The sequence below is a fragment of the Paenibacillus lentus genome (genome assembly GCF_042714055.1).
GTDB classification, from domain to species: Bacteria; Bacillota; Bacilli; order Paenibacillales; family Paenibacillaceae; genus Fontibacillus; species Fontibacillus lentus_A.
The window spans coordinates 543,995-569,193 of the sequence record NZ_JBHGVC010000001.1 but is presented as its reverse complement, the minus strand read 5'-3'; the positions used below and the strand labels follow the sequence as shown (position 1 = coordinate 569,193).

Sequence of the window (25,199 nt, the reverse complement as noted above, 5' to 3'; positions counted from 1 at the left end):
CTTTGTTAACAATAAAGATATAACGAGGGACAAAGGAGATGGCATGGTGAAAAGTATTCATGAATTGGAAGATAGACTGGCTCAGCCTTCCGATGAATTAGTTGAGGAGATCGGCAAGCTGGATGGAGATATTATGCTGCTCGGCGTAGGCGGAAAGATGGGGCCGAGCTTGGGGCGTCTGGCGGTGAATGCGATCAAGAAGAGCGGGGTTCATAGGGAAGTCATCGGGGCCTCGCGCTTCTCCTCAGGCGGACTGAGAGAGGAACTCGAAGCTGCAGGGGTGAGAACGATCGCCGTAGATTTGCTCAATGATGCCGAGCTGCAGCGTTTGCCGGACGTGAAGAACATTATTTATATGGCAGGCAATAAGTTCGGCACGCAGGGCAATGAGCACTTTACCTGGTCGATGAACGCTTATTTACCTGGACGGGTCGCAGAGAAGTTCCGCAATTCCCGAATCGTTGTCTTTTCGACGGGAAATGTGTATCCGCTAACTCCGGTTAAGCAAGGGGGAGCGACGGAGGACAGTCCAACAGGGCCTGTAGGCGAGTACGGACAATCCTGTCTTGGACGGGAGCGCATATTTGAGCATTTCTCCCACAAAAATGGAACGGAAATGACCATCTATCGCTTGAATTATGCGGTCGATTTACGCTACGGCGTGCTCCTTGAGCTGGCTAAAGCGGTTCAAGAGCAGCGCCCGATCGATATCGAAATGGGGCATGCCAATTGCATCTGGCAAGGTGATGCCAACGAAATCGCACTGCGTTCGCTCAGCATATGCAGTAACCCGCCGACCGTGCTCAATGTCACCGGACCGGAGACGATTTCGCTGCGCTGGGCAGCCGAAGAATTCGGCAAACGGCTCGGGAAGACGCCGGTCTTCATTGGTGAAGAGGCGCCAACGGCTCTGCTTAGCAATGCCGGAAAGAGCAACCAGTTGTTCGGTTATCCGAAGGTTTCGCTGCGCCAGATGATCGATTGGATTGCAGAATGGGTGCAAAGCGATGGGCCGACCTGGAACAAGCCGACGCATTTTCAGGAGCGGGAGGGCAAGTACTAATGAACACAAGGAAACGGTTCAGCGAAGAACAGCATCGGGCGCTGCATGACGGGCTTGTCATTCCGGCACATCCCCTGGCTTTGACAAGCTCGCGAGAAATGGATGAAAGGCGGCAACGCGCATTATCGCGTTATTATATTGCCAGCGGAGCGGGCGGGATCGCCGTAGGCGTTCATTCCACGCAATTTGAAATTCGGGAGGCCGGGCTGTACGAGCCGGTTCTCCGCCTTGCTGCCGAGGAAGTGGATAAGGCCAACTTGGCTAGGCCGTTCCTTAAGGTTGCCGGCATATGCGGTTCGACCGAGCAGGCTTTAGCAGAAGCAGAAACAGCCGTATCGTTAGGATACGACGTTGGCCTGGTCAGCATGGGCGGATTAACGGGCTGGAGCGAAGAAGCGCATTTGGAACGAATCAGGGCCATTGCCGGGACTATTCCGGTCTTCGGATTTTATCTTCAGCCGTCTGTAGGGGGGCGTACATTCAGCTATGACTTCTGGGCGAAGTTCGCCGAAATTGAAGGGGTGGTTGGAATTAAAATGGCGCCATTCAACCGCTATCAGACGATAGACGTCGTTCGAGCCGTCTGCCATTCATCCCGCCGCAACGACATCGCGCTTTATACTGGAAATGATGATAACATCGTTGCGGATCTGCTCACGACGTATCGTTTTCAGGTAAATGGCGAAACTGTGAGTAAAAGAATGGTAGGTGGACTATTAGGGCATTGGGCTGTATGGACGCGCAAAGCGGTTGAATTAATGGAAGAAGTCAAAGAAATCCGGGAGCAAGCGTCGATTTCAGCGGAGTGGTTGACACGAGCCATCGAAGTAACGGATACGAACGCTGCTTTTTTTGATCCAAGCCATCAATTTAAGGGCTGCATTGCCGGACTCCATGAAGTGCTTCGCAGGCAGGGCCTACTTGAGGGACGCTGGTGCCTTAACCCGGAGGAGGAGCTGTCTTTGGGGCAGATGGAGGAAATTGACCGCATTTATCGTGACTACCCTCATTTAAATGACGATGACTTCGTAAAGGCGCATTTAGAGGAATGGCTTTCCGAATAAGAGGATGAGAAGATGAGATTTAAAGATGTATTTTCAATCATTGGCCCTCCTATGATTGGGCCGTCCAGCTCGCATACGGCAGGCGCCGTACGCATTGGTAAATTTGCCAGGCAGTTATTTGGCGATAAGCCGCACATGGCCGAAATAACGCTGTACGGATCTTTCGCGGAAACCTATCGCGGCCATGGAACGGATTTGGCGCTGGCCGGCGGGATTCTAGGCTATGGCACCGATGATTCCCGCATCCCGGATTCTTTGCTCGCTGCTGCTGCCGAGGGAATTGAAATCACCTTCGTTACCGGCAGAGCTCCCGCGAAACACCCGAATACCGTGCATATTCAGCTGGTGAATTCCACGCATCAGACCACGATAACCGGAGCTTCGATAGGCGGAGGCAGCATTGAAATATCGAAGGTAGATGGCTTTGATGTCAAAATTTCAGGCCTGTATCCTACTTTGCTCATTTGGCATAAGGATCGGCCTGGATTTATTGCAGACATCAGTGCCATGCTGCATGAGCACAGGATCAATATTGGGTTCATGCAGCTTGACCGCAAGGGGCGCAGCGGCACAGCGCTTACGGTGATCGAAGCCGATGATTTTGTCAAAGATGAGCTGATGAAGGCCGTTGCGACAATTTCATCCGTATCGCAAACCCGACTGATTCATTTGGAAAAGGAGAGACGGCGGTGAGATTCCAAACCTTGCAGCAATTGATCGATATTTGCGAGTCCGAGCAGATCGGCATTTCCACATTAATGCTTCAGGAACAGACTCAGGAATCCGGCAGAGCCTTAGATGAAGAGTTCGCGACGATGATGGAGTATTACGGGATCATGAAGGAGGCCGTCCAGCGCGGTCTAACGGAGGATACAACGTCGCGCAGTGGATTGACGGGGCGGGATGCGCAGCGGGTAAAGGCGTATGTGGCCGAGAAGGAGAGCAATTTGGGGGATCATGCAGGCCGGGCCATGGCTTATGCGCTTGCCGTGTCCGAGGTCAATGCTTCAATGGGGCGAATTATAGCGACACCGACCGCCGGTTCCAGCGGAATTATTCCAGGCGTATTTATCAGTACGCAGGAGCGGTTTGGATATAGTGACGAGCATATGGTAAACGGCTTATTTGCGGCGGGGGCGATCGGTTATGTGATTGCGAACAACTCCTTTGTATCCGGTGCTGAGGGAGGCTGTCAGGCCGAGGTCGGTTCGGCCATCGGCATGGCTGCCGGGGCACTTGTAGAGCTAAGAGGAGGAACGGTGACTCAGGCTGTACATGCGGTAGGGCTGGCCCTCAAAAATACACTGGGTCTGATCTGTGATCCGGTAGGCGGCCTGGTGGAGATTCCCTGTATTGTTCGCAACGGCTTTGGTGCCGTGACGGCGCTGGCCGCCGCCGATATGGCGCTGGCCGGAATGAGGAGCATCATTCCATCGGATGAAGTCATTCAAGTTATGCTGGAGGTCGGAACCGCCATGCCCTCCAAGCATCGGGAGACCGCTCAGGGCGGGCTGGCAAAAACCCCTACCGGACAGCGGATTATGGATGATCTATACTGATTCATATAATGGATGAATAATAGTACCGAACATCGTCCCGATGGTTGAACAAGGGAAGGGAGCAGGTGAATGCTGAATGCTTAATTCAACTTTGCATGCTGAACAGGGAATATCGATCGGTATCATTACGCCTAGCGAATTGTTCGATGAGGTATCCCGCATCTTGAAATCGTTTCCTTCCTTTGTTCCTATATACGGAATTTACCGTCAAGAGGAAGAAATGGCCGCCCTGATTCATAAGATGATACAGCAGCGAGTGGAGCTGCTGTTCTTCACGGATCAGGCGTCTTACCAAATCTCGAAGCAGGCTGGTCGGCTGTCCGCTCCCGCTTATTATGTTCCTGCTACGGGCAGTGGCCTGTATCGGGCCATGTTGCGGATTACCCGGCTTTATCATGCGTCGTCGCTATCGATCGATGGAGTCTCTCATGGGGCTCTGGAGAGGATGGATAGGGAGCTAGGCATGTCTGGAGCAAAGTTTATGCTTTTTCCAGGAACCAGCCAAGCGTCCGAAGAAGAAATAGCCGCCTTTCACAGGAGTCAAATCGAGTCGGGACAGTGCGATGCCGTAATTACGGGCTCGCGTAAAGTGGCAGGAACGTTGAGAAAGGCGGGGATCCCTCATGAATGGGTGGCTCCGACGGAGCAGGATATGACCGTTTATTTGGAGAGGGCACTGCTCGCGACAGAAACACGGCGAAGCAAAGAGGCGCAAATTGTCTTTGGCCTCGTGCAAATCGATCATTTTAAGAAGCTTATCGAAGAGCAGCCCACCGAGCATGACGTGCAGCGCCTGAAGCTGGATATTCAACGATCCATAGTCGGCTATGTCGAAACGCTGGAAGGCCACCTATCGCCGCTTGGAGGAAAAGATTATTTGTTCATTACGACCAGAGGGGCATTTGAGCGGGAGACTGGCGGGTATAAGTATATGAGGCTTGCCGCGGAAATGAAGGAATTATTTGATATTACACTTAGCATCGGTATTGGATTCGGGCATTCAGCTCACGAAGCGGGTGCTCATGCGAGAAGCGCACTGAGACACGCGAATGATGCCGGCGGAAATATAGCTTATATCGTTCGGGAGGACAAGAGCATTCTCGGCCCGTTGGAAATGGCGGAGCCGCTCGCTTGCGATCTTGCGCTCATTGATCGAGAACTTATCGCAAATGCGGAGAAGTACGGATTGACTCCGGTCTATTTAAGCAAATTGATCAAACGCGTTACGCAGTCCGGACTGACCGACTTCAACGCACAAGAGCTGGCGGCGACGCTCGGCGTATCCGTTCGCAGCGCGCATCGTTTCTTGGTCGGATGGGTAGACGCAGGAATGGTTGAGATCGTAGGCGAGGAGAGGAAATCCCGCGGCAGGCCGAAGCAAATTTTCAGGTTGTCATTCCTTAGGCAGTTAATTCGATAAAAGAAAGCGTGGTGATCAAGCTGGAGCGGCCCCTTCAAATCGGCATGATCGGCCTGGATACTTCGCATGTCAGTATTTTTGCTAAGCTGCTGGATCGTCATCGAACCGACCCGTCCTCCTGCCTGGCTGGCACGGTGGTAGGATGCGCCTATCCCGGCGGATCTTCGCGGATGGAATTAAGCTATACCCGCGTAGAGCAGTATAAGAATGAGCTTGTTGAGAAGTATGGCGTCCAAATGCTGGGCAGCATAGAAGAGGTAGCGGAGGCTTCGGATGCCATTATGATTGAGTCGGTCGATGGCAGTACGCATTTGGAGCAGTTCAGCAAAGTTGTACCTTTCGGCAAACCTGTGTTTATAGATAAGCCTTTTGCAACAAGCCTGGCCGATGCTAGTGAAATTGTCGCCCTGTCAGAGCGATATCATGTACCGATAATGAGCTCCTCTTCGCTCCGTTATTCCGCAGCTTTGACGGATGCGCTGCAGCATAGCGAGCAAGGCGATATCATCGGGGCGGATGTATGCGGCCCGATGCCCTTTGTGCAGGGACAGCCGGGTTATTTTTGGTACGGCATTCATGCCGTGGAGATGCTATTTGCGATCATGGGCCGGAATTGTCGGCAGGTTCATACGATATGCAGCGGTGAACGTGAGATGATTACCGGAGTCTGGGCGGATGGCAGAATCGGAACTGTACGCGGAAGAAGGCAGGGCGGCAGCTTTGGGGCACTCATTCATAGGGAGCGCGGCAATGGCTATGTGGATATCCAAACCGCCAAAAAGCCTTATTATGAAAGCCTGCTGGAGCAGGTCATTGATTTTTTTCGCACCGGTCGATCACCCCTAGATCCCAAGGAGACACTCGAAGTTATCGGTTTTGTAGAAGCTGCTAACCGGAGCCGGGAGATGGGGAAGGCTTGTTCGTTGTAACTTCATTTTCTTGCTAATAGCAGTCAAGCACCGGAAGGTGCTTTTTTGTTTGTCGCCTCATCGCGGCTATTTATAATATCCGACTGGGACGTTTTATGAAATGTAATTTGAATTTACGGCTATTTGCTTTACAATATGATGTACTTACTTAGGAAACGTCTATCAGAGAATTGAAACAATGTGGTTAAGGAGGGAAAAAGATGATTCAAGGACTATATGAAGCCCATTTGCCAGTGAAAAATTTGGAGGTCTCCATGAGCTTCTACAGTAAATTAGGCTTGAAGCTGGCTTGGCGCGATGAGGATACGGCTTTCTATTGGATTGAGGAAGGCAGAAGCTGGATCGGGCTGTGGGAAGGGCCAGAGCATGCCACCCCATATCACCCTTCCTTGCGCCATATCGCCTTTCGAGTGTCTTATGAGGATTTAAAGCAGTCATTGGCATGGCTGGCATCCATCCAGGTTGAAGCTGTTCCATTTGGAAGCAGAACGTCGATCGAACCATTTGTTCGTCCCAATCAAGGTAATGCCTCGGTGTATTTTGATGACCCGGACGGAAATAGTTTGGAGCTGATGTGCTATGTTGAGGTTCCTAATGAATTAAAGCATATCACGGATAAGCTTTCCTTGGAGGAGTGGGAGGAGTTAGCCCGTCCATACTCGAAATAAATGAGTTCGTTAGAGGAGAGATTGGCATGTCCGTGGAGCAACTAAAGCAGTGGATCGCGGAGTGCGAGCCGCTGATGAGCGATTTACATACCCTGCGGCGGCTGGATTTGCCCGAGTGTTATATTGCGGCTGGATATATTCGGAGCTACGTATGGGATAAACTGCATAGCTATGGATTCCGTTCGCGGCATGACGATATTGATGTCGTCTACTTCGATCCGCAGCATTGCGGAGAGGAGAGGGATTTAGAGCTGCAGGCGAAGCTAATCGAAGAAACGGGCAATGGGCGGTGGTCGGTCAAAAATCAGGCACGCATGCATTTGAGAAACGGAGCGCTGCCATATGCCTCTACGATCGATGCCATGAGCAGGTGGCCCGAGACGGCCACGGCCATCGGCGTCCGCCTGACGCCGGGAGATGAGCTGGAGCTCAGTGCCCCGCATGGGTTGGACGATCTGTTTGGGATGGTTGTCAGGCGAAGTCCTCGGTTTGCGGATCGGCACTACTATTTGGAAAGGGTTCACCGGAAGAACTGGCTGCAGCATTGGCCTTTGTTAACCTGGATCAAGGACTAAGCTGGTCTTGTGATGTTAAAGGCTTGCATCGTTTTACTATTGTAATCAGGTATTTGACGAGAAGCCCCTATCCCAAGAGGTGTAGTGATGCTAAAGCTGTGCGGATTGCAGCGGGAGAAAGAAGGTTTGCGATGCTATCGAAGCTGGTCAAAATTGTACCTAATAAATGGCTTGTCTTTATGTACAAACGCTTCCCCAGTATGCGGCTGAAAAATTGGATGGTCTACAAGGCCCAGCATAAATTTCTTGTAGCCGTGCTAGGGGTCATCACCAATGAGTCCGGGCAAATTATGCTGCTGCATCATGTGTACCGAGACGAGCCTTGGGGCATCCCTGGGGGCTGGATGGAGCTGGAGAAGCCGGAGCTTGGGTTGAAGCGCGAAATTTATGAAGAGACGGGCCTGAAGGTGAGGCTAAGCGGTGTTGCACGGGCAGTATTCGGGGTGGCACCAAATCGGGTAGAGCTTATTTTTAGCGGTCAGGTCATCGAAGGTGAATTCAAGCCAAGCGCCGAAATTTCGAACATCTGCTTTGTAAATGCCGGAGAATGGCCGGAGGGCCTGCCGGAAAGTCAAAGGAAGCTGCTGGAAGACATCTTGATGAATACGAAAAATATTTAGACGAAGTGGGGCTTAATAAACGAAAAGCGAGAGGAGGCTGGGCGATGAGACGGGTTGATGTGGTATATACACTCCTGGTCAATGAGGATAGTACGAAGATTTTAATGGTTAAGAATCACGGCAGAAATACGTGGACACTCCCGGGTGGAGCGGTCGAGCAGAACGAGACGCTGGAAATGGCAGCGATCCGGGAAGCCAAGGAGGAGACCGGGCTGGACGTAGCATTAACCGGTGTGGTAGCTGTCAATGAAGGCTTGTTTACGGAACTTGGGCAGCATGTCGTATTCGTGACTTTTCGAGGGCGAATTACGGGAGGCTGTATAGAAATCATACGGCCTGATGAAATTCTCGCCGTAGAATGGATCGACGTTGAGCAGGCTGATGAGCTTATGCCTTTTTATAAAGAGAAGCTTAGAGATATTGTAAAAAGAGACGTAGAAGTCGCGTACTATGACGAGGGTGTCATGGCAAAATAACGAGGGAGGAAGAACCCACAGGAGAGCCATAATTTCTGGCGAGCCTCCCTTTCCGGGCAACAGTTTGCTATAATAATTTAGAATATGACTATAGACTACTGTACGGGGTGCGATATATGAGAGCATATTTAGATTTATTGCAAGATGTACTGGATCACGGAACGGCGAAGGAAGACCGCACGGGAACGGGAACGCTGTCGGTATTCGGCCGCCAGCTACGTTTTGATCTGAGCGAAGGATTTCCGCTCGTTACGACGAAACGAATTCATTTGAAATCGGTAATTCATGAGCTGCTCTGGTTCCTGAAAGGGGAAACGAATATAGCTTATCTTAAAGAAAACGGCGTGCGCATCTGGGATGAATGGGCCGACGAGAATGGCAACCTAGGCCCGGTTTACGGCTCGCAATGGCGATCCTGGGAAGCGCCGGATGGGAGGAAGATCGATCAGATCGCCAATGTGATTGAAGCGATCAAGAATAATCCGGATTCGCGCCGCCATCTTGTCAGCGCCTGGAATGTGGCTGAAGTGGATCGTATGAAGCTTCCGCCGTGCCATTTCGTGTTTCAATTTTACGTCGCGGGCGGGAAGCTGTCCTGTATGCTAACGATGCGTTCAGTAGACACGTTCCTGGGGCTGCCTTTCAACATTGCCAGCTACGCGCTCTTAACGCACATGGTTGCACAGCAATGCGGGCTGGAGGCAGGCGAGTTCATTTGGTCCGGCGGAGATGTGCACATCTACAGCAATCATTTGGAGCAGGTGAAGACGCAGCTAACACGAGAGCCATTTGAGCTGCCTAAGCTGGTTATTAAACGTAAACCCGACTCGATCTTTGATTATGTGTATGAAGATTTCGAGTTTGTCGGATATGAGCACCATCCAACGATTAAAGCAACGGTTGCCGTATAATACCGAAGTTTAGCAGGGATAGGGAGAGGGAGTTCTATATGGGAATATCGTTAATTTGGGCGATGGATCGGAACGGTTTGGTTGGTAAAGGCAACGATTTGCCCTGGAGACTGCCTAACGATATGAATTTCTTTAAGCAGCAGACCAAAGGCAAAACGGTCGTTATGGGCCGGAAAACCTGGGAATCCTTAAGAGTCAAGCCTCTTCCTGGGCGCCGAAATATCGTATTGACGGGAGACCGCTCATACGAAGCTGAGGGTGCTGAAGTGGTGCATTCCGTGGAAGAGGTGCTGGACATCGCGGGGGACGGCGAACTGATGGTCATTGGCGGCGGAAGCGTGTACGGGCAGTTTATCCCTTATGCGGATCGCTTGCTGGTTACCCGAATTGATGAAGAGTTTGAAGGAGACGTTCATTTTCCTTCATTTGATTGGTCGCAGTTTGCATTAGTAGAGGAGCTTGAAGGTACACGCGATGAGAAAAACCTATATGATCATCGATTCATGATCTATGAGCGCCGCTAGAATCGGATTAGAGGAGCTTCTTCTAAATATGATATAATAGAGTGTGCTTCAGAGCTGCGCAGAGCGCGGCTCTTTGTTTTGTGAATGATGAATGAATATGAACGCGTAATTGTGAAAGAGAGGCGGCCTAATCGATGAAAACGCTCGTAATCGCAGAGAAACCGGACATGGGTCGAACGATCGCTGCCGTCATCGAACCGAGAGCGAAGAACAACCGATCGTATTTGGAGGGAGAGCATTATATTATTACCTGGGCGATCGGTCATTTGCTTGGCCTTGCAGAGCCGGACGCATACGATGAGAAGTATAAGCGATGGAATTTCGGTGATTTGCCGATATTGCCGGAACAGTTCAAAATCGTTCCTAACCCGAAAACGAAGGATCAGCTGAAGACGATCGGCGAGCTGGCCAAACGCTGTGATCGCATTGTGAATGCTTGTGACGCCGGGAGGGAAGGCCAGTACATATTCGCCTTGATCCAGCAGCAATTGAAGCTGATGCAGCCCGTAAAGCGGCTGTGGATATCCGATTTGACGGGGGAAAGTATACAAAAGGGCTTTGACACGCTGCATGAGGAAGCGGAGTTCGATAATTTGACGCAGGCGGCGAGAGCGCGAAGCGAAGCGGACTGGTTGATCGGAATGAATGCATCGCGCGCTTTTACAACCAAGCATCGGACGCTGCTGTCGGTTGGCCGGGTGCAGACTCCGGTGCTGGCGCTGATTTATGACCGGCAAAAGGAAATCGAAAGCTTCGATTCTTTAACATATTATGAAATCAAAGCGGAGCTGGAGCAGCTTGGTCGCAAATATACGGGCACCTGGCAAGGCGATCGAATGACGGACGCGGAGAAGGCGGCGGCCATCGCGGATAAGGTGCGGGGCAAGGAAGGCCGGATTAGCGAGTATGAAGTCAAGGATACAAAGGAATATCCGTTTAAGCTGTATGATTTGACGCTGCTGCAGCGCGATGCGAACGCAAAGTATGGTTATTCGGCGAAGAAGACGCTGGATTTGGCACAGGCGCTCTATGAACGCCATAAAGTCATTTCTTATCCTCGGACGAACTCGAACTACGTCACGGAGCAAAACATCGACGGGATGCACAAAGCGCTGCATATGCTGAAGTCTAGTCCCTATCAGCAGTTGGCAGAGGGTGCGAATCCACGGCTGGTGCATGTAAATAACAAATCGGTTTGTAATCCGGCGCGAGTCGAGGATCACCATGCGATTCTCCCTACGCTTCGGCGGGCCGGGACGCTTAGCAAGGAAGAGCAGAACGTATATGATCTCGTTATCAGGCGTTTTCTCTCACACTTCTATCCTCCTGCAGAATATAAGCAGCACTCGGTATTGACCGAGGTCGAAGGCGAAGCATTTAAGACGAATGTGAAGGAGCTATTATCTTTAGGCTGGAAGGTGTGTCAGCCAGAGGATGCTCGCAGCAGCAGCCGGGGCAAGAAGAAAGAGGAGGAAGAGGAGCAGGAAGAGCTTGTGAGCGAGCCGTTTCATATTGAAAAGGATGAACCCGTCCAATGCTTGGATGCACAGGTGAAGGAGAAGGCCACTCAGCCGCCAAAAGCTTATACGGAGGGCACCTTGCTGAAAGCGATGGAGAGCGCCGGCAAGCAATTGGAGAACGAGGAGCTCAGGGACGCGATGAAGGATGCGGGCCTGGGTACGCCGGCCACGCGCGCGGCAACGATCGAGCGGCTCAAAAATGTCGGCTACATCACGATGCAGGGCAAGCGCATCACCGTAACTCAAAAAGGAAGAACGGCCATAGAGCTCATTCGCCATGCCGGAGTCGAACTGCTGACCTCACCGGAAATGACCGGACAATGGGAGCGCAGATTGTATCAAATCTCGAAGGGCGAGGCGGCAAGAGAGAAGTTCATGGATAACGTCAAGCGCTTCACGCTGTCGATTATCGATAAGGTACGGGTTCAGCCCAAGGCCGATGCTTCATTATTTGAGATGGCCGAGGAGGACCGGAAGGGCAGCCGAGGCAAAGGGGCAAAGGGCTCGGGGCAGAGAAAGGCATCAGGACAGGCGGGAAGCAGCGCGCAGAAAAGCCCCGGTGCGGCGGCTCCTGCGAAGAAGATTTCAGCCGCCTCATCGCCGGGCTCTTTGCAGCCGCTGGCGCCTTGCCCGCGGGAAGGCTGCGGCGGTCAGTTGATCGAGGGACGCAAGGGGTATGGCTGCACCCATTATAAACAAGGCTGCGGATTTGTAATATGGAAGGAATACGCCGGGAAGAATATTTCGGTGAATATGTTATCCTCGCTGGTCAGCAAAGGCCGTACGCAATTATTGTCTTTCAAACAGCCTGAAGGCGACTTTAAAGCAAGAATCGTGCTTGCTGATCCGATGAGCGGCAAGCTGGATTTGAGCAGGGTAGAGGAATAGCGCATAACAATTCAGGCCATTTAATGCAACAAGGTTGCCCTATAAGAGGGGCAACCTTGTTGTTGTTTTCTAGGATTGAAGCATTTTACGGCGCTTGCGACGGCACTGACGGGACTATAGTATATTCTTCCGGGCAAGCATAGAGAGGCTTTCGGCGATAATGCTCGGTACTTGCTCCAAGGAAGAAATCGTGTACATGGACGTATCCGCCTTCTTCTTTATATCCACCAGATTGTATGACCATTCATTCGGATGCTTAATATAGATCGTATTGATGCCGGCAGTGAGCGCAGGGGCAATGTCGGTACGCAGGCTATTGCCGATCATCCAGGTTCGTCTCCGGTCGAAATACCGGGATTGCAATATTTCCTCCAGAGCTTCAGCATTCTTATGCGTGCGGATGTAGATCCGGTCGTCAAAATACGCAGACAGCTTCATCCGTTCGATTTTGCGTTGCTGAATGAATTCATCGCCGCCGGTATACAAATTGAGCTCATGGCCTTGCTCACGGAGTAAATTTAACGTATCCATCATGCCGGGATAGGGCTCTACATCCTGATCATAAACGCTCATGCCGAGCCGGGACAGGTGTTCTTCCTCTGCCAAATGAGTTTCACGGCCGATTAAAGAGCTGAAATAGCGGTACGTATCGACGAGCGATTCCGCAAAATGACTGCTCACAAAGCCTACCTTCTTCACGCCGGCTACGTCAATTTCTATTTGTTTGGCGAGGATTTCTTTGGCCGTAAGCTGGCCGGATTTAAACCATTCCAATAGCTGATCCGCAAAACGATCCAAGATTTGCTCGAAATATTTATTGCAATGAATGAGGGTGTCATCCAAATCAAAAATAATCTGTTGTTGCAGTGTATGGCTCAAAACAGGTCACTCCTTTGTAGCAGTAAACAATAATCCTATAAACGGATATACGATTCCAAAAACATCTGAAGCTCAGCTGCTCCATCCGGCCGAATGCTGAATTTCTCCGCATTTACATCGAAAAGGTGAACGCGAAGCAAGCCGGCAACGCGCAGCCGCATGAGATGATGCATAAGCTTGTCCTCGGATTCATTCAAATTATTTATCATTTCCTGCAATGATTTAGGTTCATTTGCCACGTAGCGCAGCAAACGCAATCGTTCGGGGTTGGCCAGCGCGCGCGTCAGGCGCAACAGGCAGGTCGGCGGCTCGTCTTCGTCCAGTTCCGGGATATCGATCGGATATTGTATGAGAAGAGCACCGCTATAAAAGCAATAGGTATTAATTGGTCTAAAATGGACGGAAGGAACTAGCACAACCTGGTCGATCGGCAGCCCCGGCTCTAGGACGATTCCTCCGGAGGCGTATTCAACGAGCGCTTCGGGATCCATTTTATGCAGCAAGGCAGCTTTCTCGTCAGCATCTTCTTCCAGAAGAGGGGTATATTGCGTGGCTGCATCTATGAAATACAGGTCATTCCATTTACGTAAAAGTGGAACATAGCTGGTGCGGATCCGCTCAATTTCTTGAGTATTCAAATCGGGGATATAGGGCTTAATACTATGGTAAAGGGCATCACTTGCCGTTTGTTCGAGATCATCGAGGAAGGATTCGACATTGTGGCTGGAGCGAACTATAGCCCATGCATATAGGGCATCGTAATCAGAAAAAGGGAATTGAGCTGCGTCAGTAAAAGCCTGCTGTGTATCCAAATTGAAGCGAGAGCCGATATCCTCAAGCCATTCCGTTCCTACATCCAGATTATTTACCCATTTGCGAGTTGTAAATACTATAAAGCTGCTAATGAGCTCATATATTGGAGAAACGTCAACTTTGACATTGTATGCCATGACAAGAAACCTCCCAGACATCTTTACATCCATATCCATTATGGCTTGTTTGCTAGGGGATTGTCTACTATAATGTTTATTATTGTAGGCAGTCGATCGCTAGCTTGCTTTGAATTATATCTTACAAATGATTGCAGAAAGTCGTCAGTTGTTGACGATTTTCTTTCTTTTTAGTGAAGGAGCAGAACTTACATCTATGGAAATTCGACAAAAAAGCGTTATATCACCTGTATTTATTCTAATTATGGTAATTATTGTAGCCGGACTGAGCCAGGGACTGCTGCTGCCCGTACTATCGATATTTATGGAAGAGAGGGGCATTCCCTCCTCGGTGAATGGACTGCATGCGGCTGCGCTCTACATCGGCTCATTCGCTATGTCGCTAGTTGCGGTAAAGGTGCTTGAACGCATCGGCTTCAAGAAATTGATTCTCGGAGGAATGGTGCTTGTCATGGCGGCACTTCCGCTATTTCCGCTCATCTCCAATCTTGAGGTTTGGTTTGTTCTCCGGCTGCTTGTTGGCATTGGGGACAATGCACTGCACTTTGCCTCCCAGCTTTGGATGCTGCTGATCACGCCTCCGCATCAACGAGGAAAGAACATTTCGCTCTACGGCATGTCTTACGGCATCGGATTCAGCATTGGACCGCTTGCAATCCGCCTGCTGCCTTACGGAAAAATTGTTCCATTCCTGCTCCTGGCTATCCTGTTTGCTTTAGTCGCACTGCTGGTTTATTTGAAAATGCCGGAGACGAAGCCCGACAAAGCCAATGAGGGACAAGAGCAGGCTTCGGGTCAACGCAAAATCCCCCAAATTTATCGGTTGGCTTGGTTTGCATTGATCCCATCATTGCTGTATGGCTATATGGAGGCAGCGATGAACAGCAACTTCCCGATTTACGGACTGCGTACCGGACTGACGGCCGGTGAAATATCGACCTTGCTGCCATTCTTCGGCATCGGCGGGCTAATCCTCCAGCTGCCGCTCGGTTACTTGAGTGATCGGTACGGGCGCAAAATCATCCTGATGATTGCCGGCACCCTGGGCGGCCTGCTGTTTCTTATCGTTCCTTTAATAGGAAGTCATTATTTCGGCTTGATGCTTATCTTCATGATTACCGGCGGCTTGGTCGGTTCTTTCTTTTCGCTGGGTCTGGCATACGCTGCCGATATTATGCCTCGCCACCTGCTTCCTACGGCAAATGTAATTGCTTCCATCCATTTTAATCTCGGGAGCATTATCGGTCCAAATATGGGCGGGATTGCCATGCATTTCGGTTCAGCCGGGCTGTTATTCGTATTTCTCGGATTATTATATTTGGTGTTTACGGTGTCGGGTTTCTTTTTCAGGCCGGAAACTGGGAATAAATCCTAAAAAGTGCCTATCGACGTCCTTACAAAGAAGACAGATCGTGTTTATTGGTAGTTTTTCTTCAATTATGAAGATGGTGTAATGGATTTTCAAAGCTATTTCCAATAAACTAAAGGAAGAGAAGCATTGACCAAAGGAGAATTGACATGATTAAGGTGAACAACCTCAAGAAATCGGTAGAAGGCAATACCAAAGAAGTACTGCACGGGATTAGTGCCGAGTTTGAAGCGGGCGAAATGATCGGAGTCGTTGGACCTAGCGGCAGCGGCAAAAGCATTCTGCTCCAATGTCTGGCTCTTCGTGAAAACTGGAATGACGGGGATTATACCTGGGATGATAAAACGATTATTCGCGGCGGCGGCAAGGGAGCGAGAAAATACCGTTCAAAATGCGCATACTTGGAACAGAACCCTACGCTGAATCCCGAGAAGACGGCACTGAAAAATGTACTCATCGGACAAGCTGGCCAGACTTCATTTCTAAGACGCCTGACAGGCATGGTTCGTTCCGATGATTATATGGGTGCGATGGACGAGTTGGAGAAATTCGGTTTGCTGGATAAAGCGCATTTGAAAGCCGGCAATTTAAGCGGCGGAGAGCGCCAGCGTGTAGCCATATGCCGAGCGCTTGTACACGGTGCAGGCTTTATCGCCGCGGATGAGCCGGTCATAGGACTTGATCCTCACTCTGCGGACAAAGTAATGGCTACGCTCAAAAAATTATGCACGGAGCAAGGAACGACGGTTGTCGCTGCACTGCCCGTCGAGCTGGCTGAGCGTTTTTGCACGAGAATTTGGGGCATTTACGATGGGGAGCTCAAGCTTGACGTAAAGGGAAGACGCCTTACCGGAGAAGAAAAGCGGCAAATCGATTTAGCATGAAAAGAGTGATACGATGAATGTGAATAGATGGCTTCCTCTATTGGGAAGCGCATTGCTGCTGCTTGTGCTTAGTGGATGCAACTTTATGATGGATCCAAAATTGTTAATGAAGACGCCGGAGCTAAGCTCAGAGAAGGAAACGCTGCGAAGCGTCATTAATGCGGAGCTGAAAGGGGCAGAAATTCGGCCTCGGGACGCGGCTGATATTAGCTCGATTCGCGTCGTCGATCTGAATAAGGACGGCGTGATGGAAGCGGTCGTATTCTATGAGACTCCGCTGGAGAAGGTCAAAGTCCACGGCATGATTTTAGAGAACCAGAATGATACATGGGTACCGAAGGTTAGATTCGATGGAGAGGGTCAAGTGCTCGAATCCTTTGAGCTTAAGGATGTAACCGGAAGTGGTGAGATAAATATCGTCGCTGGATTCTCCAGCGGAGAGAAGCAGCCTCAAAAAGGTCTTATCGTATATTCCTATACCGGTACATCGGTCGAGAGAATTCTTGAGCTGCCATACAATTACTTCATTATTGATGACCTGAACGATGACGGGAAGCTGGATATCACGGTCGTATCGCTAAAGAAAGACCAGTATACGACGGTAACGACGTATCAATATGACGAGTCGTTTCAGGAGCTGGATAAATTAGAGCTGGACAATGCCGTTGGCGGCTATTATAACGTCGTCCATGGCAATATAACGCCGGATAAGCGGGGAATTATTCTCGATGCGATTTCAGGAGAGCTATCCGGTTATTCCATTATCATCGTTATGGAAGACGGCAAGCTCGTTGATCTCATTCCTGATCAGAGCTCGACGCTCAAGGATTACCAAATTATGAGCGGGGACGTGAATGATGACGGCATTCTGGAGATCGGCATGCTGGAAACCCCGAAAGGTTGGGAGTACATTGCCTTTGATGATATTCCGTGGCTGTTCTCGTACTATCAATGGGATCCGAACAAGGGATTAACCTTTGTTATGCAGCAGTATATGGACTTGGCTGGACGATTCTATTTCAATCTGCCGAAGGAATGGTGGGGCAAAGTAACGATCGATATCAAATCCATTAAGGATGAGCATATAAAATTCGTCGATATTGATACGAATGCTACGCTGGCGGAAATTCGTTTCTTCTCTTTGGCCGAGTGGGAGCAGGTTCAGGAGGATTGGGAATTGTTCGCACGTGACAACGATAAAGTCATCGGGTTCCTCAGCCATACCGATTTGAAAGTGAATAAAGGCGAGAAAGAAATCAAGCGCTAACCGCTTGATGGAAGTAAAAGGGAGGAAGGCAAATTGAGTAAAGTGTTAATCTTGGAAGATGAAGAATCCATTCGCAGTTTTATCGTAATCAATTTGAAGCGCAATGGCTTTGAAGTGATCGAAGCGGCTGACGGCAATGAAGCTTTGGATCGGTATAACAGCATTCCGGATATCGATATCGCTTTACTGGATGTCATGGTTCCGGGAATCGACGGATTCGAGGTATGCCGTAAAATCAGGGAGACAAATGAACGGATCGGCATTATATTCCTGACGGCAAAAGTGCAGGAGCAGGATAAGGTTTACGCGCTCTCCGTCGGGGCGGATGACCATATCAGCAAACCGTTCAGCCCGACTGAGCTTATCGCACGCATTCAATCTCTGCTAAGACGCGTCAATGTATACCGGGAGAACAGCGCGAAAGTATCCTTTACTTCGGGGCCTTTTACGCTGGATTTGATCAGCAAGCAATTCAAGAAAAACGGACAACTGATCGAGCTGACGCCAACCGAGTTTTCGCTGATTCAATATTTTTTGGAGAAGGAGAACACGCCGTTGAGCCGTGACCTGCTCCTTGATCATGTTTGGGGCAAGGAATATATGGGCGATCCCAAAATTGTTGACGTAAATATTCGCAGACTCCGTCAAAAAATTGAGAACAACCCTTCCGAACCGACCTTCCTGCAAACTGTATGGGGGCACGGTTATAAGTGGAAGGGCGAGGGTCAATGATCAAAAAAGGGATTGGACGCCAAATCGTCCTGCATTATTTCATTGTAGTATTCGTAACCTTGTTCATGGTTGAGGTTATTTTCGCATTTGCCTTAAGAACGTATTACTACCAAACGATTGAGAACCATATGTCCAATCATGCCACCCGGACTTCGGATTATTTCCAGAAATTCGTGAAGCTGTACGCCGAGCGGGATCCGGATTATTTCACGGAGATGCTGCGTACGTTTGAGCTGGATAACACGGAGCTGATGATCTTGAATCGCAAGGGCGAGGTAAAGGCCAGCAGCACGCAGTTTCAGGCGGAAAAGGCGATTCAGACGAGTGATGTGCCGCAGGCCGTAGCCGGTGGAATCGGCAAGTGGGTAGGAAGGCAGTCTACCGGGGAATGGGTCATGGCCGTATCGACGCCGCTGCAAATTCGGGGTGAGAACCGATATATCGTCAGATATGTCACTTCGCTGGAGGACGTCAATGCCAAGCTGATGAACTTGACGCTCCTCTCCGTCGGTGTCGGTTCCGCCGTGCTCGCCCTGGTTACTTTGTTCAGTATAGGACTTGCCAATTCGATCGTGAAGCCTATCAATAATATCCGTGCTGTGTCCGCGCAAATGGCTAAAGGAAAATTCGATGCGCGGATCAAAGGAAATTACAAATTTGAGCTGGGAGAACTGGCTTCGACCTTGAATTACATGGCCGAGGAAATCGTTCGCAGCAACCAGATCAAGGATGACTTCATTTCCTCGATCTCCCACGAGCTGCGTACGCCGCTTACGGGCATCAAAGGCTGGAGCGAGACTCTGACCTCCGGCGGCTTTGATCCGGAAGAGACGAAGATCGGCATGCAGATCATTTCCAAAGAGACGGAGCGATTGATCGGCCTCGTTGAAGAAATGCTTGACTTCTCCAAGCTGCAGCAAAACGAGATGAAGCTGGTCATCGGGCGAGTGAATTTGAAGGAGCTGCTGCAGGAAACTATGCTTAACGTCTGGGCTAAAGCCGAGCAGAAGCAAATTCAATTGAAGCTCGACGACCGGACGGAACGCCCTGTGATCATTATAGGGGACGGAAATCGTTTGAAGCAGGTTTTCTTGAATCTGGTGGATAATGCGGTTAAATTTTCGAATGAGAACAGCTGGATTCATCTCATCATTTCCTTAAAGGACAGCAGCACGGCACTCGTTCAAGTGGTGGATAGCGGAATCGGGATTAGTGAAGAGCACCTCCGCAAAGTGAGCGATCGTTTCTTCCAGGTCAATCATAATCGGGGCGGCACAGGATTAGGCCTGGCGATCAGTAAGCAGCTGGTCGAGCTGCATAAAGGCGAAATGCAGATCCATAGCGAGCTGGGTGCCGGAACCACGGTATCTGTTACGCTGCCTTTGATGGAAATGGTCGGGGAAGCAGAATCCGAAGCAGCTATTCCAGAGAACGTTACCGACTCTGAAACGACCGAATATGATCCTCAAGGACGGGAAAGGATGAGCGAGGATGAATGAATATATATTGGATGAAATTTGTACTCCGCACGGGACGTTTGCTATCGCACTAGCGTCCCCGTCGGATAAAGATACCGTGCGCGATATGCTGATTGAAGCAGCGGAATGGATGGCAGGTCTGGGAGTGCGGCAGTGGAATCCGCTGCAATTTACATCGGCCGAAATCGATCGTTATTTTGCGGAGCTGGAAATATATTTGTTGATCCGGGAAGAGCAGCCTATAGGCATGTTTACGCTGCAAAGCAGCGATCCGGAATACTGGGGGCCTCTGAATGAAGAGGGCTGCAGCTATCTCCATCGTTTAACGGTTCGCTCTCCTTGGCGGGGGAAGCAGCTTAGCGGAGCCATGATCGAATGGGCTGCCAAACGCAGTAAGCAGTTGAACAGAAAAGCTCTGCGCCTGGATTGCTGGGACGGGAATACGAAGCTTAACCGCATGTACGCCAGCATGGGCTTCGTGCATAAAGGGACGGGAGAGAAGCAGGGAAGAGGCTATAATTTGTATGAAATGAATATAAATATGCGATAATTATGAAGAGCGGATCATGATGATCCGCTCTTTGTTATATACATAATAATATAGAATTTGGACAAAGCTCCTAGGATGACAATCCTTCGGCCCGCAGGCGCGTCGTATTGTCGTATACTTCCTTGAGTAAGCGGGAAGGCTGGGTACGGACGGCAGGTTTTGCCAGCACGGTTTCATTCGGGCCGATGACAAGGATTTCGTTGGCCGTCCCTTTGATGATGGCACCATCTTTGATGACGGCTCCTTCGCCAATGATCGCCCGTTCGATCATGACGTTGCGGCCAATTTCTACGTTTGGCATAACGATGCTGTCTTTGATTTTGGTATAACGGCCAATGACGGAGCCGCCGAAAATAACAGAGCGTTCAGCGCAGCCCTCCACGGTGCAGCAATCGTGCACCATCGACGCTTTGATTTCAGCATGCCGTGTTTTGACGGAGTTCAGCTTCGTCCGCATCTCACGAGTGTACATCGGCCATTGATCATTGAGCAATGCCCAATCGTCGCCATTACCGCTAAGCAGATCCATATGAGCGTCCCACAAGCTTTGCACGGTACCTACGTCACGCCAGTACCCTTTAAACTCATAAGCATGCAGCGGCATGGAGCCTGCAAGCATTTTGGGGATGACGTCTTTACCGAAATCGTGACTGGAATGGGGGTCATTCGCATCTTCAATTAAATGCTGCTTTAGAAAATCCCATTTAAACAAGTAGATGCCCATGGAGGCCAGGTTACTTGCCGGCCGCGCCGGCTTCTCAGCAAACTCCGTGATTCGATGCTGCTTGTCGATGGACATGACGCCAAAACGATGAGCTTCCTCCCAAGGAACAGGCATAACAGAAATAGTGGCTGATGCACCTTGGTTCATATGGGATTTCAACATCTCGCGATAATCCATATGATAAATATGGTCACCGGACAGAACCAGCACATTGTCAGGAGAATAACGGTCTACATACTCGATGTTTTTATAGATGGCATCGGCGGTACCCACGTACTCTTCGTTCCCTGTGTTCCCTGTGCTGTAAGAAGGAAGCAAAGCAATTCCACCTTTATCCGTCCGGGGCAATCCCCAGGCTTCGCCGTCTCCGATATGCTGATGGAGCGATTCTGCTTCGTATTGTGTCAGAACACCGATGGTATCGATTCCTGAATTTACGCAATTGCTGAGAGGAAAATCGATAATACGGTATTTGCTACCAAATGGCACTGCCGGCTTCGCCTGTTTGGACGTGAGAGGAGATAATCTCCGGCCTTCTCCTCCGGCCAACAGCATGGCAATGCAATCCTTTTTGTTCATGTCGTTTTCCCTCCCTGTGGTTTTTCAATGTAGTACTTACATAAACGAGATATGCAGCCCTTGAAACGATCAGAAGAAAAAATGGATGAAAAGTTACAATTTATTTTTCAGACTTAGAAATCGTTATTCAGTTATGAAGAAGATGGGTAATTTTAGTTGGTGGAACTTTAAAAAAAGCAGGTGATCCATTGTTAATGTCAGGGCAATCGTCCGCGCATGTTATTTCTGAAAACGATATTTACTTGTTTCATGAAGGTACGCTGTATCGCAGTCATTATACGTTTGGTGCTCATCTGACGGTTGAGGAGGGCCGAACGGGTGTCAGATTTACCGTATGGGCACCGCATGCCCTTCGGGTTGGCTTAGCGGCTGACTGGAATCAGTGGAGTGGGCAGAACGATTTATTATATAAGATACCCGATTCGGGAATTTGGACTCGCTTTTTCCCGGGTGTTGAAGATGGAACTTTTTACAAGTATGAAATTACGGGTCCGAACGGGGATACATTTCTAAAAGCCGATCCCTTTGCGTTTCATGCAGAAGTGCGCCCAGCTACCGCTTCTGTCGTTAAGTCGCTGTCCGGTTATACATGGAATGATGGCAATTGGAGAAAAACGAACAGAGTGCCCTTCCGGAGGCCTTTGAACATTTATGAAGTGCATTTCGGCACCTGGAAGCAAAAACCGGATGGCAGCTTCTTCTCCTATCGGGAAATGGCTGATGAATTAATCCCTTATGTCGCTGGCATGGGTTATACCCATATCGAAATTATGCCGCTGACCGAGCATCCTTATGATTTATCCTGGGGTTATCAAGCTACCGGTTATTTTGCCCCAACAAGCCGGTATGGAGAGCCTGCGGATCTCATGTATTTCGTGGATCGCTGCCACCAGGCAGGCCTTGGCGTATTGCTTGATTGGGTACCCGGACATTTCACCAAGGACGCGCATGGCCTGCGTATGTTCGATGGAACCCCGTTATTCGAGTATGCGGATCCTTTATTGGCCGAGAAGCCGGGCTGGGGAACGCTCAGCTTTGATTTCTCGAAGCCGGAGGTTCGTTCATTTCTTATTTCCAATGCTTTGTATTGGATGGAGCTGTACCATTTTGATGGACTTCGCGTAGACGCCGTTACCAGCATGATTCGTTTGGATTTCGAGAAGCACAATGGTCATTATCGGCTAAATGATCAGGGCGGCATCGAGAATTTTGCGGCGATCTCATTTCTTCAACAGCTCAATCAGACCGTATTCCGATATTACCCCCATGCTTTAATGATGGCTGAGGAATCCAGTGCATGGCCGCTCGTAACGGCACCAGTCGAGGACGGGGGTCTCGGCTTCAACTACAAATGGAATATGGGCTGGATGAATGATACGCTGGAGTACATTGAGCTGCCTTTCCAGGAACGGCCGCGCCATCATCATTTACTGACTTTTCCGATTTGCTACGCCTATTCGGAGAATTTCATACTGCCTCTGTCCCATGATGAAGTGGTACACGGCAAGAAGTCACTGCTTGACAAAAATCCGGGCAATTATGAAGAGAAATTCGCTGGACTGCGTCTGCTGCTGGGTTATCAGCTTACTTCCCCGGGGAAGAAGCTGCAATTCATGGGCGGAGAGTTCGGGCAGTTCATTGAATGGAAGGATCAGGATCAACTCGACTGGTTCCTTCTGGAATATGATTCGCACCGGCAGCTGCTGGATTATACGGCTGCGTTGAATAAGCTGTATTTGCAGGAGCGTGCGCTGTGGGAATTGGATCATAGCTTCGACGGCTATCAGTGGATCAACCCGCATGATGCGGCCCAAAGCGTAATTTGCTTCTTGCGGAAGGGTAAGAAGCCCGGAGATACGCTTCTGGTCATCATCAATTTTCAGGCTGTCTTGCGGACGGACTACCGTGTAGGCGTGCCAAGATCAGGGGAATATAAGCTTATCTTTAACAGTGATGATATCGCTTTTGGCGGCACCGGAACGATGAAGGAACGATCCTTGGCTTCCGTCAAAATACCGTGGCATGAGCAGTCCCACAGTTTGGTGATGAGCATGGCTCCGCTAAGCATGACGATTTGGAAGAAGACGGTGAAGCGACAAGCGGCTTCAACGAAGAGGAGGACGAAGGAATGAAAATACTGTTCGCTGCGGCAGAAGTAGCGCCGTTCATTAAAACGGGCGGTTTGGCCGATGTCATTGGAGCGCTGCCTAAAGCGCTGCATCAGGCGGGACACGATGTCCGCATCGTGCTGCCGAAATACCGGGATATTCCCGCTGCTTACAGTGACCTCCTTACACACTGGGATGCGGTTGAAGTTCCCGTCGGCTGGCGCCGGCAGTATGGCGGAATAGAGCATTTGGTATGGGAGGATATCCCGGTTTACTTTATCGATAATGAATACTACTTTGGCCGGGATGGCGTGTATGGCTATTGGGACGACGGGGAGAGATTTGCGTTTCTAAACCGGGCTGTGCTGGAAATTTTGCCTGCCATTGAATTCGCGCCGGACATTCTGCATTGTCATGATTGGCATACCGCCATGATTCCGCTGCTGCTGAAGGAGCATTTCCGCCATGAACCTTTTTACGCTGGCATTCGTACCGTATTCACCATACACAATTTGCTGTATCAAGGATTGTTTCCTTACGAAGTGCTTGGTGACCTGCTGAGTTTGCCGCACACTTATTATACGCCGGAGGGCGTCGAATATAACGGTGCTGTAAGTTTTATGAAAGCAGGCTTGGTGTTTTCAGATCATGTTACGACGGTGAGCCCGACTTATGCTGAGGAAATTAAGACGGCGTATTACGGATACGGAATGGATGGACTGCTTCGTTCGCTTGGGGATCGGTTGTCCGGTATTGTCAACGGCGTGGATACGAAACTGTACAATCCTGCAACCGACAGTGTGCTGACAGCACGCTACAAGACGAGCGGGAAGAAAAAGCAGGAGAATAAAGCCGCTCTACAAGCGGATTTAGGCTTGCCGGTAACGCCAAACCTCCCCCTTGTGGCGATGGTTACGCGGCTGGTCGAGCCGAAAGGGCTTGATCTCGTCATACGCATTTTGGATGAGTGGCTGCTGAATGATGAGGCACAGTTCGTCGTACTCGGTACGGGCGACCGTGCTTATGAAGATTGGTTCCGGGAGGCGGCGCACCGCCACCCTGAGAAACTATCCGTGCAAATTACGTTCAGCGATGCGCTTTCGAGAAAAATATACGCGGGCAGCGACCTGTTCCTGATGCCGTCAAAGTTCGAGCCCTGCGGGATCAGCCAGCTCTTGGCGCTGCGCTATGGGAGCATACCGGTCGTTCGTGAAACGGGCGGCCTGAACGACACGGTGAAATCCTACAATGAGGCGACAGGAGAGGGAAATGGCTTTACGTTCACTCATTTTAATGCCCATGATTTGCTACACACCTTGCGACGGGGAATAGATTACTACCATCGGCCTGAGCATTGGAAACAGCTCCTGCGAAACGCGTTTGCCGGGGATTACAGCTGGGCAGCATCAGCCAAGCAATATATCGGCATTTACGAACGGGTGGCTTCACAAAGCTCTTAAGG

At 50.1% G+C, this 25,199-nt stretch carries 24 protein-coding genes; 21 read left to right on the top strand and 3 right to left on the bottom strand.

Annotated elements, in window-relative coordinates; genetic code table 11:
* The first annotated feature begins 43 nt into the window (after positions 1-43).
* The 13 genes from ACE3MQ_RS02420 (at position 44) to ACE3MQ_RS02360 (ending at position 12,217) form a co-directional block, all read left to right on the top strand.
* Positions 44-1,063: an NAD-dependent epimerase/dehydratase family protein gene (locus ACE3MQ_RS02420; protein ID WP_379390229.1), complete on the top strand. Its 1,020-nt coding sequence runs from the start codon at positions 44-46 to the stop codon at positions 1,061-1,063.
* Positions 1,063-2,127 (top strand): dihydrodipicolinate synthase family protein, encoded by a 1,065-nt coding sequence (locus ACE3MQ_RS02415; RefSeq protein WP_379390227.1) that lies wholly within the window; start codon positions 1,063-1,065, stop codon positions 2,125-2,127. The genes ACE3MQ_RS02420 and ACE3MQ_RS02415 overlap by 1 nt, the downstream gene beginning before the upstream one ends.
* Before the next feature lie 12 nt (positions 2,128-2,139).
* Positions 2,140-2,820 carry an L-serine ammonia-lyase, iron-sulfur-dependent subunit beta gene (gene sdaAB / locus ACE3MQ_RS02410; RefSeq protein WP_379390225.1) on the top strand — a complete coding sequence of 227 codons (681 nt, stop codon included), beginning with the start codon at positions 2,140-2,142 and terminating at the stop codon, positions 2,818-2,820.
* On the top strand, positions 2,817-3,686 hold the full coding sequence (sdaAA, locus tag ACE3MQ_RS02405; protein ID WP_379390223.1) for an L-serine ammonia-lyase, iron-sulfur-dependent, subunit alpha: 870 nt from the start codon (positions 2,817-2,819) through the stop codon (positions 3,684-3,686). Before sdaAB ends, sdaAA begins: the two co-directional genes overlap by 4 nt.
* A gap of 76 nt (positions 3,687-3,762) precedes the next feature.
* Positions 3,763-5,106, top strand: a complete 1,344-nt coding sequence (locus tag ACE3MQ_RS02400; protein ID WP_379390221.1) for a helix-turn-helix domain-containing protein — start codon at positions 3,763-3,765, stop codon at positions 5,104-5,106.
* 11 nt (positions 5,107-5,117) lie between these two features.
* A complete protein-coding gene (locus ACE3MQ_RS02395; protein WP_379390219.1) occupies positions 5,118-6,035 on the top strand; it encodes a Gfo/Idh/MocA family protein in 918 nt (305 codons plus the stop codon).
* 200 nt (positions 6,036-6,235) lie between these two features.
* Complete coding sequence (locus ACE3MQ_RS02390) at positions 6,236-6,703, top strand: VOC family protein (protein ID WP_379390217.1); 468 nt, start codon at positions 6,236-6,238, stop codon at positions 6,701-6,703.
* A 26-nt stretch (positions 6,704-6,729) separates the two neighbouring features.
* Positions 6,730-7,278 (top strand): nucleotidyltransferase family protein, encoded by a 549-nt coding sequence (locus ACE3MQ_RS02385; RefSeq protein ID WP_379390215.1) that lies wholly within the window; start codon positions 6,730-6,732, stop codon positions 7,276-7,278.
* Between the two features lie 131 nt (positions 7,279-7,409).
* Entirely contained in the window at positions 7,410-7,898 is a 489-nt protein-coding gene (locus ACE3MQ_RS02380; RefSeq protein WP_379390213.1) for an NUDIX hydrolase, read from the top strand.
* A gap of 44 nt (positions 7,899-7,942) precedes the next feature.
* Positions 7,943-8,374 carry an NUDIX hydrolase gene (locus tag ACE3MQ_RS02375; RefSeq protein WP_379390211.1) on the top strand — a complete coding sequence of 144 codons (432 nt, stop codon included), beginning with the start codon at positions 7,943-7,945 and terminating at the stop codon, positions 8,372-8,374.
* Positions 8,375-8,490: 116 nt separating this feature from the next.
* Positions 8,491-9,285, top strand: coding sequence for a thymidylate synthase (thyA, locus tag ACE3MQ_RS02370; protein ID WP_379390208.1), 795 nt, complete (start codon positions 8,491-8,493; stop codon positions 9,283-9,285).
* 38 nt (positions 9,286-9,323) lie between these two features.
* Positions 9,324-9,809 carry a dihydrofolate reductase gene (locus tag ACE3MQ_RS02365; protein ID WP_379390206.1) on the top strand — a complete coding sequence of 162 codons (486 nt, stop codon included), beginning with the start codon at positions 9,324-9,326 and terminating at the stop codon, positions 9,807-9,809.
* A gap of 134 nt (positions 9,810-9,943) precedes the next feature.
* Positions 9,944-12,217 carry a type IA DNA topoisomerase gene (locus ACE3MQ_RS02360; RefSeq protein ID WP_379390204.1) on the top strand — a complete coding sequence of 758 codons (2,274 nt, stop codon included), beginning with the start codon at positions 9,944-9,946 and terminating at the stop codon, positions 12,215-12,217.
* A 114-nt stretch (positions 12,218-12,331) separates the two neighbouring features.
* On the opposite strand, the gene ACE3MQ_RS02355 is transcribed toward ACE3MQ_RS02360, so the two are convergent.
* The gene (locus tag ACE3MQ_RS02355; protein ID WP_379390202.1) at positions 12,332-13,096 is read right to left on the bottom strand and encodes an HAD family hydrolase; all 765 of its coding nucleotides are present in this window, start codon (positions 13,094-13,096) and stop codon (positions 12,332-12,334) included.
* A gap of 35 nt (positions 13,097-13,131) precedes the next feature.
* Positions 13,132-14,046, bottom strand: a complete 915-nt coding sequence (locus tag ACE3MQ_RS02350; protein WP_379390200.1) for an ArsR/SmtB family transcription factor — start codon at positions 14,044-14,046, stop codon at positions 13,132-13,134.
* A gap of 196 nt (positions 14,047-14,242) precedes the next feature.
* Here ACE3MQ_RS02350 and ACE3MQ_RS02345 point away from each other — a divergent pair, with 196 nt between their 5' ends.
* From ACE3MQ_RS02345 to ACE3MQ_RS02320, 6 genes are all read left to right on the top strand, one after another.
* The gene (locus ACE3MQ_RS02345) at positions 14,243-15,421 is read left to right on the top strand and encodes an MFS transporter (protein ID WP_379390198.1); all 1,179 of its coding nucleotides are present in this window, start codon (positions 14,243-14,245) and stop codon (positions 15,419-15,421) included.
* Between the two features lie 143 nt (positions 15,422-15,564).
* Complete coding sequence (locus ACE3MQ_RS02340) at positions 15,565-16,299, top strand: phosphonate ABC transporter ATP-binding protein (RefSeq protein ID WP_379390196.1); 735 nt, start codon at positions 15,565-15,567, stop codon at positions 16,297-16,299.
* 13 nt (positions 16,300-16,312) lie between these two features.
* Positions 16,313-17,566 (top strand): hypothetical protein, encoded by a 1,254-nt coding sequence (locus tag ACE3MQ_RS02335; RefSeq protein WP_379390194.1) that lies wholly within the window; start codon positions 16,313-16,315, stop codon positions 17,564-17,566.
* 33 nt (positions 17,567-17,599) lie between these two features.
* On the top strand, positions 17,600-18,298 hold the full coding sequence (locus ACE3MQ_RS02330) for a response regulator transcription factor (protein WP_379390192.1): 699 nt from the start codon (positions 17,600-17,602) through the stop codon (positions 18,296-18,298).
* The gene (locus tag ACE3MQ_RS02325) at positions 18,295-19,797 is read left to right on the top strand and encodes a sensor histidine kinase (RefSeq protein WP_379390190.1); all 1,503 of its coding nucleotides are present in this window, start codon (positions 18,295-18,297) and stop codon (positions 19,795-19,797) included. Before ACE3MQ_RS02330 ends, ACE3MQ_RS02325 begins: the two co-directional genes overlap by 4 nt.
* Entirely contained in the window at positions 19,790-20,326 is a 537-nt protein-coding gene (locus tag ACE3MQ_RS02320; protein ID WP_379390188.1) for a GNAT family N-acetyltransferase, read from the top strand. Before ACE3MQ_RS02325 ends, ACE3MQ_RS02320 begins: the two co-directional genes overlap by 8 nt.
* A 70-nt stretch (positions 20,327-20,396) precedes the next feature.
* Here the strand turns inward: ACE3MQ_RS02320 and ACE3MQ_RS02315 are convergent, their stop codons facing one another.
* Entirely contained in the window at positions 20,397-21,629 is a 1,233-nt protein-coding gene (locus ACE3MQ_RS02315) for a glucose-1-phosphate adenylyltransferase (RefSeq protein ID WP_379390186.1), read from the bottom strand.
* A gap of 194 nt (positions 21,630-21,823) precedes the next feature.
* Between ACE3MQ_RS02315 and glgB the strand changes: the two genes are divergently transcribed.
* Complete coding sequence (gene glgB, locus ACE3MQ_RS02310) at positions 21,824-23,761, top strand: 1,4-alpha-glucan branching protein GlgB (protein WP_379390184.1); 1,938 nt, start codon at positions 21,824-21,826, stop codon at positions 23,759-23,761.
* Positions 23,758-25,197 (top strand): glycogen synthase GlgA, encoded by a 1,440-nt coding sequence (glgA, locus tag ACE3MQ_RS02305; RefSeq protein WP_379390182.1) that lies wholly within the window; start codon positions 23,758-23,760, stop codon positions 25,195-25,197. The genes glgB and glgA overlap by 4 nt, the downstream gene beginning before the upstream one ends.
* Positions 25,198-25,199: the final 2 nt, after the last annotated feature.

What these genes read in the sequence shown, in the direction of transcription:
- ACE3MQ_RS02420 (WP_379390229.1), top strand. Translation starts at nt 44, where the DNA reads ATGGTGAAAAGTATTCATGAATTGGAAGATAGACTGGCTCAGCCTTCC.
- ACE3MQ_RS02415 (WP_379390227.1), top strand. Translation starts at nt 1,063, where the DNA reads ATGAACACAAGGAAACGGTTCAGCGAAGAACAGCATCGGGCGCTGCAT.
- sdaAB (WP_379390225.1), top strand. Translation starts at nt 2,140, where the DNA reads ATGAGATTTAAAGATGTATTTTCAATCATTGGCCCTCCTATGATTGGG.
- ACE3MQ_RS02400 (WP_379390221.1), top strand. Translation starts at nt 3,763, where the DNA reads ATGCTTAATTCAACTTTGCATGCTGAACAGGGAATATCGATCGGTATC.
- ACE3MQ_RS02390 (WP_379390217.1), top strand. Translation starts at nt 6,236, where the DNA reads ATGATTCAAGGACTATATGAAGCCCATTTGCCAGTGAAAAATTTGGAG.
- ACE3MQ_RS02385 (WP_379390215.1), top strand. Translation starts at nt 6,730, where the DNA reads ATGTCCGTGGAGCAACTAAAGCAGTGGATCGCGGAGTGCGAGCCGCTG.
- ACE3MQ_RS02380 (WP_379390213.1), top strand. Translation starts at nt 7,410, where the DNA reads ATGCTATCGAAGCTGGTCAAAATTGTACCTAATAAATGGCTTGTCTTT.
- ACE3MQ_RS02375 (WP_379390211.1), top strand. Translation starts at nt 7,943, where the DNA reads ATGAGACGGGTTGATGTGGTATATACACTCCTGGTCAATGAGGATAGT.
- thyA (WP_379390208.1), top strand. Translation starts at nt 8,491, where the DNA reads ATGAGAGCATATTTAGATTTATTGCAAGATGTACTGGATCACGGAACG.
- ACE3MQ_RS02365 (WP_379390206.1), top strand. Translation starts at nt 9,324, where the DNA reads ATGGGAATATCGTTAATTTGGGCGATGGATCGGAACGGTTTGGTTGGT.
- ACE3MQ_RS02360 (WP_379390204.1), top strand. Translation starts at nt 9,944, where the DNA reads ATGAAAACGCTCGTAATCGCAGAGAAACCGGACATGGGTCGAACGATC.
- ACE3MQ_RS02350 (WP_379390200.1), bottom strand. Translation starts at nt 14,046, where the DNA reads ATGGCATACAATGTCAAAGTTGACGTTTCTCCAATATATGAGCTCATT.
- ACE3MQ_RS02345 (WP_379390198.1), top strand. Translation starts at nt 14,243, where the DNA reads ATGGAAATTCGACAAAAAAGCGTTATATCACCTGTATTTATTCTAATT.
- ACE3MQ_RS02340 (WP_379390196.1), top strand. Translation starts at nt 15,565, where the DNA reads ATGATTAAGGTGAACAACCTCAAGAAATCGGTAGAAGGCAATACCAAA.
- ACE3MQ_RS02335 (WP_379390194.1), top strand. Translation starts at nt 16,313, where the DNA reads ATGAATGTGAATAGATGGCTTCCTCTATTGGGAAGCGCATTGCTGCTG.
- ACE3MQ_RS02325 (WP_379390190.1), top strand. Translation starts at nt 18,295, where the DNA reads ATGATCAAAAAAGGGATTGGACGCCAAATCGTCCTGCATTATTTCATT.
- ACE3MQ_RS02320 (WP_379390188.1), top strand. Translation starts at nt 19,790, where the DNA reads ATGAATGAATATATATTGGATGAAATTTGTACTCCGCACGGGACGTTT.
- ACE3MQ_RS02315 (WP_379390186.1), bottom strand. Translation starts at nt 21,629, where the DNA reads ATGAACAAAAAGGATTGCATTGCCATGCTGTTGGCCGGAGGAGAAGGC.
- glgB (WP_379390184.1), top strand. Translation starts at nt 21,824, where the DNA reads ATGTCAGGGCAATCGTCCGCGCATGTTATTTCTGAAAACGATATTTAC.
- glgA (WP_379390182.1), top strand. Translation starts at nt 23,758, where the DNA reads ATGAAAATACTGTTCGCTGCGGCAGAAGTAGCGCCGTTCATTAAAACG.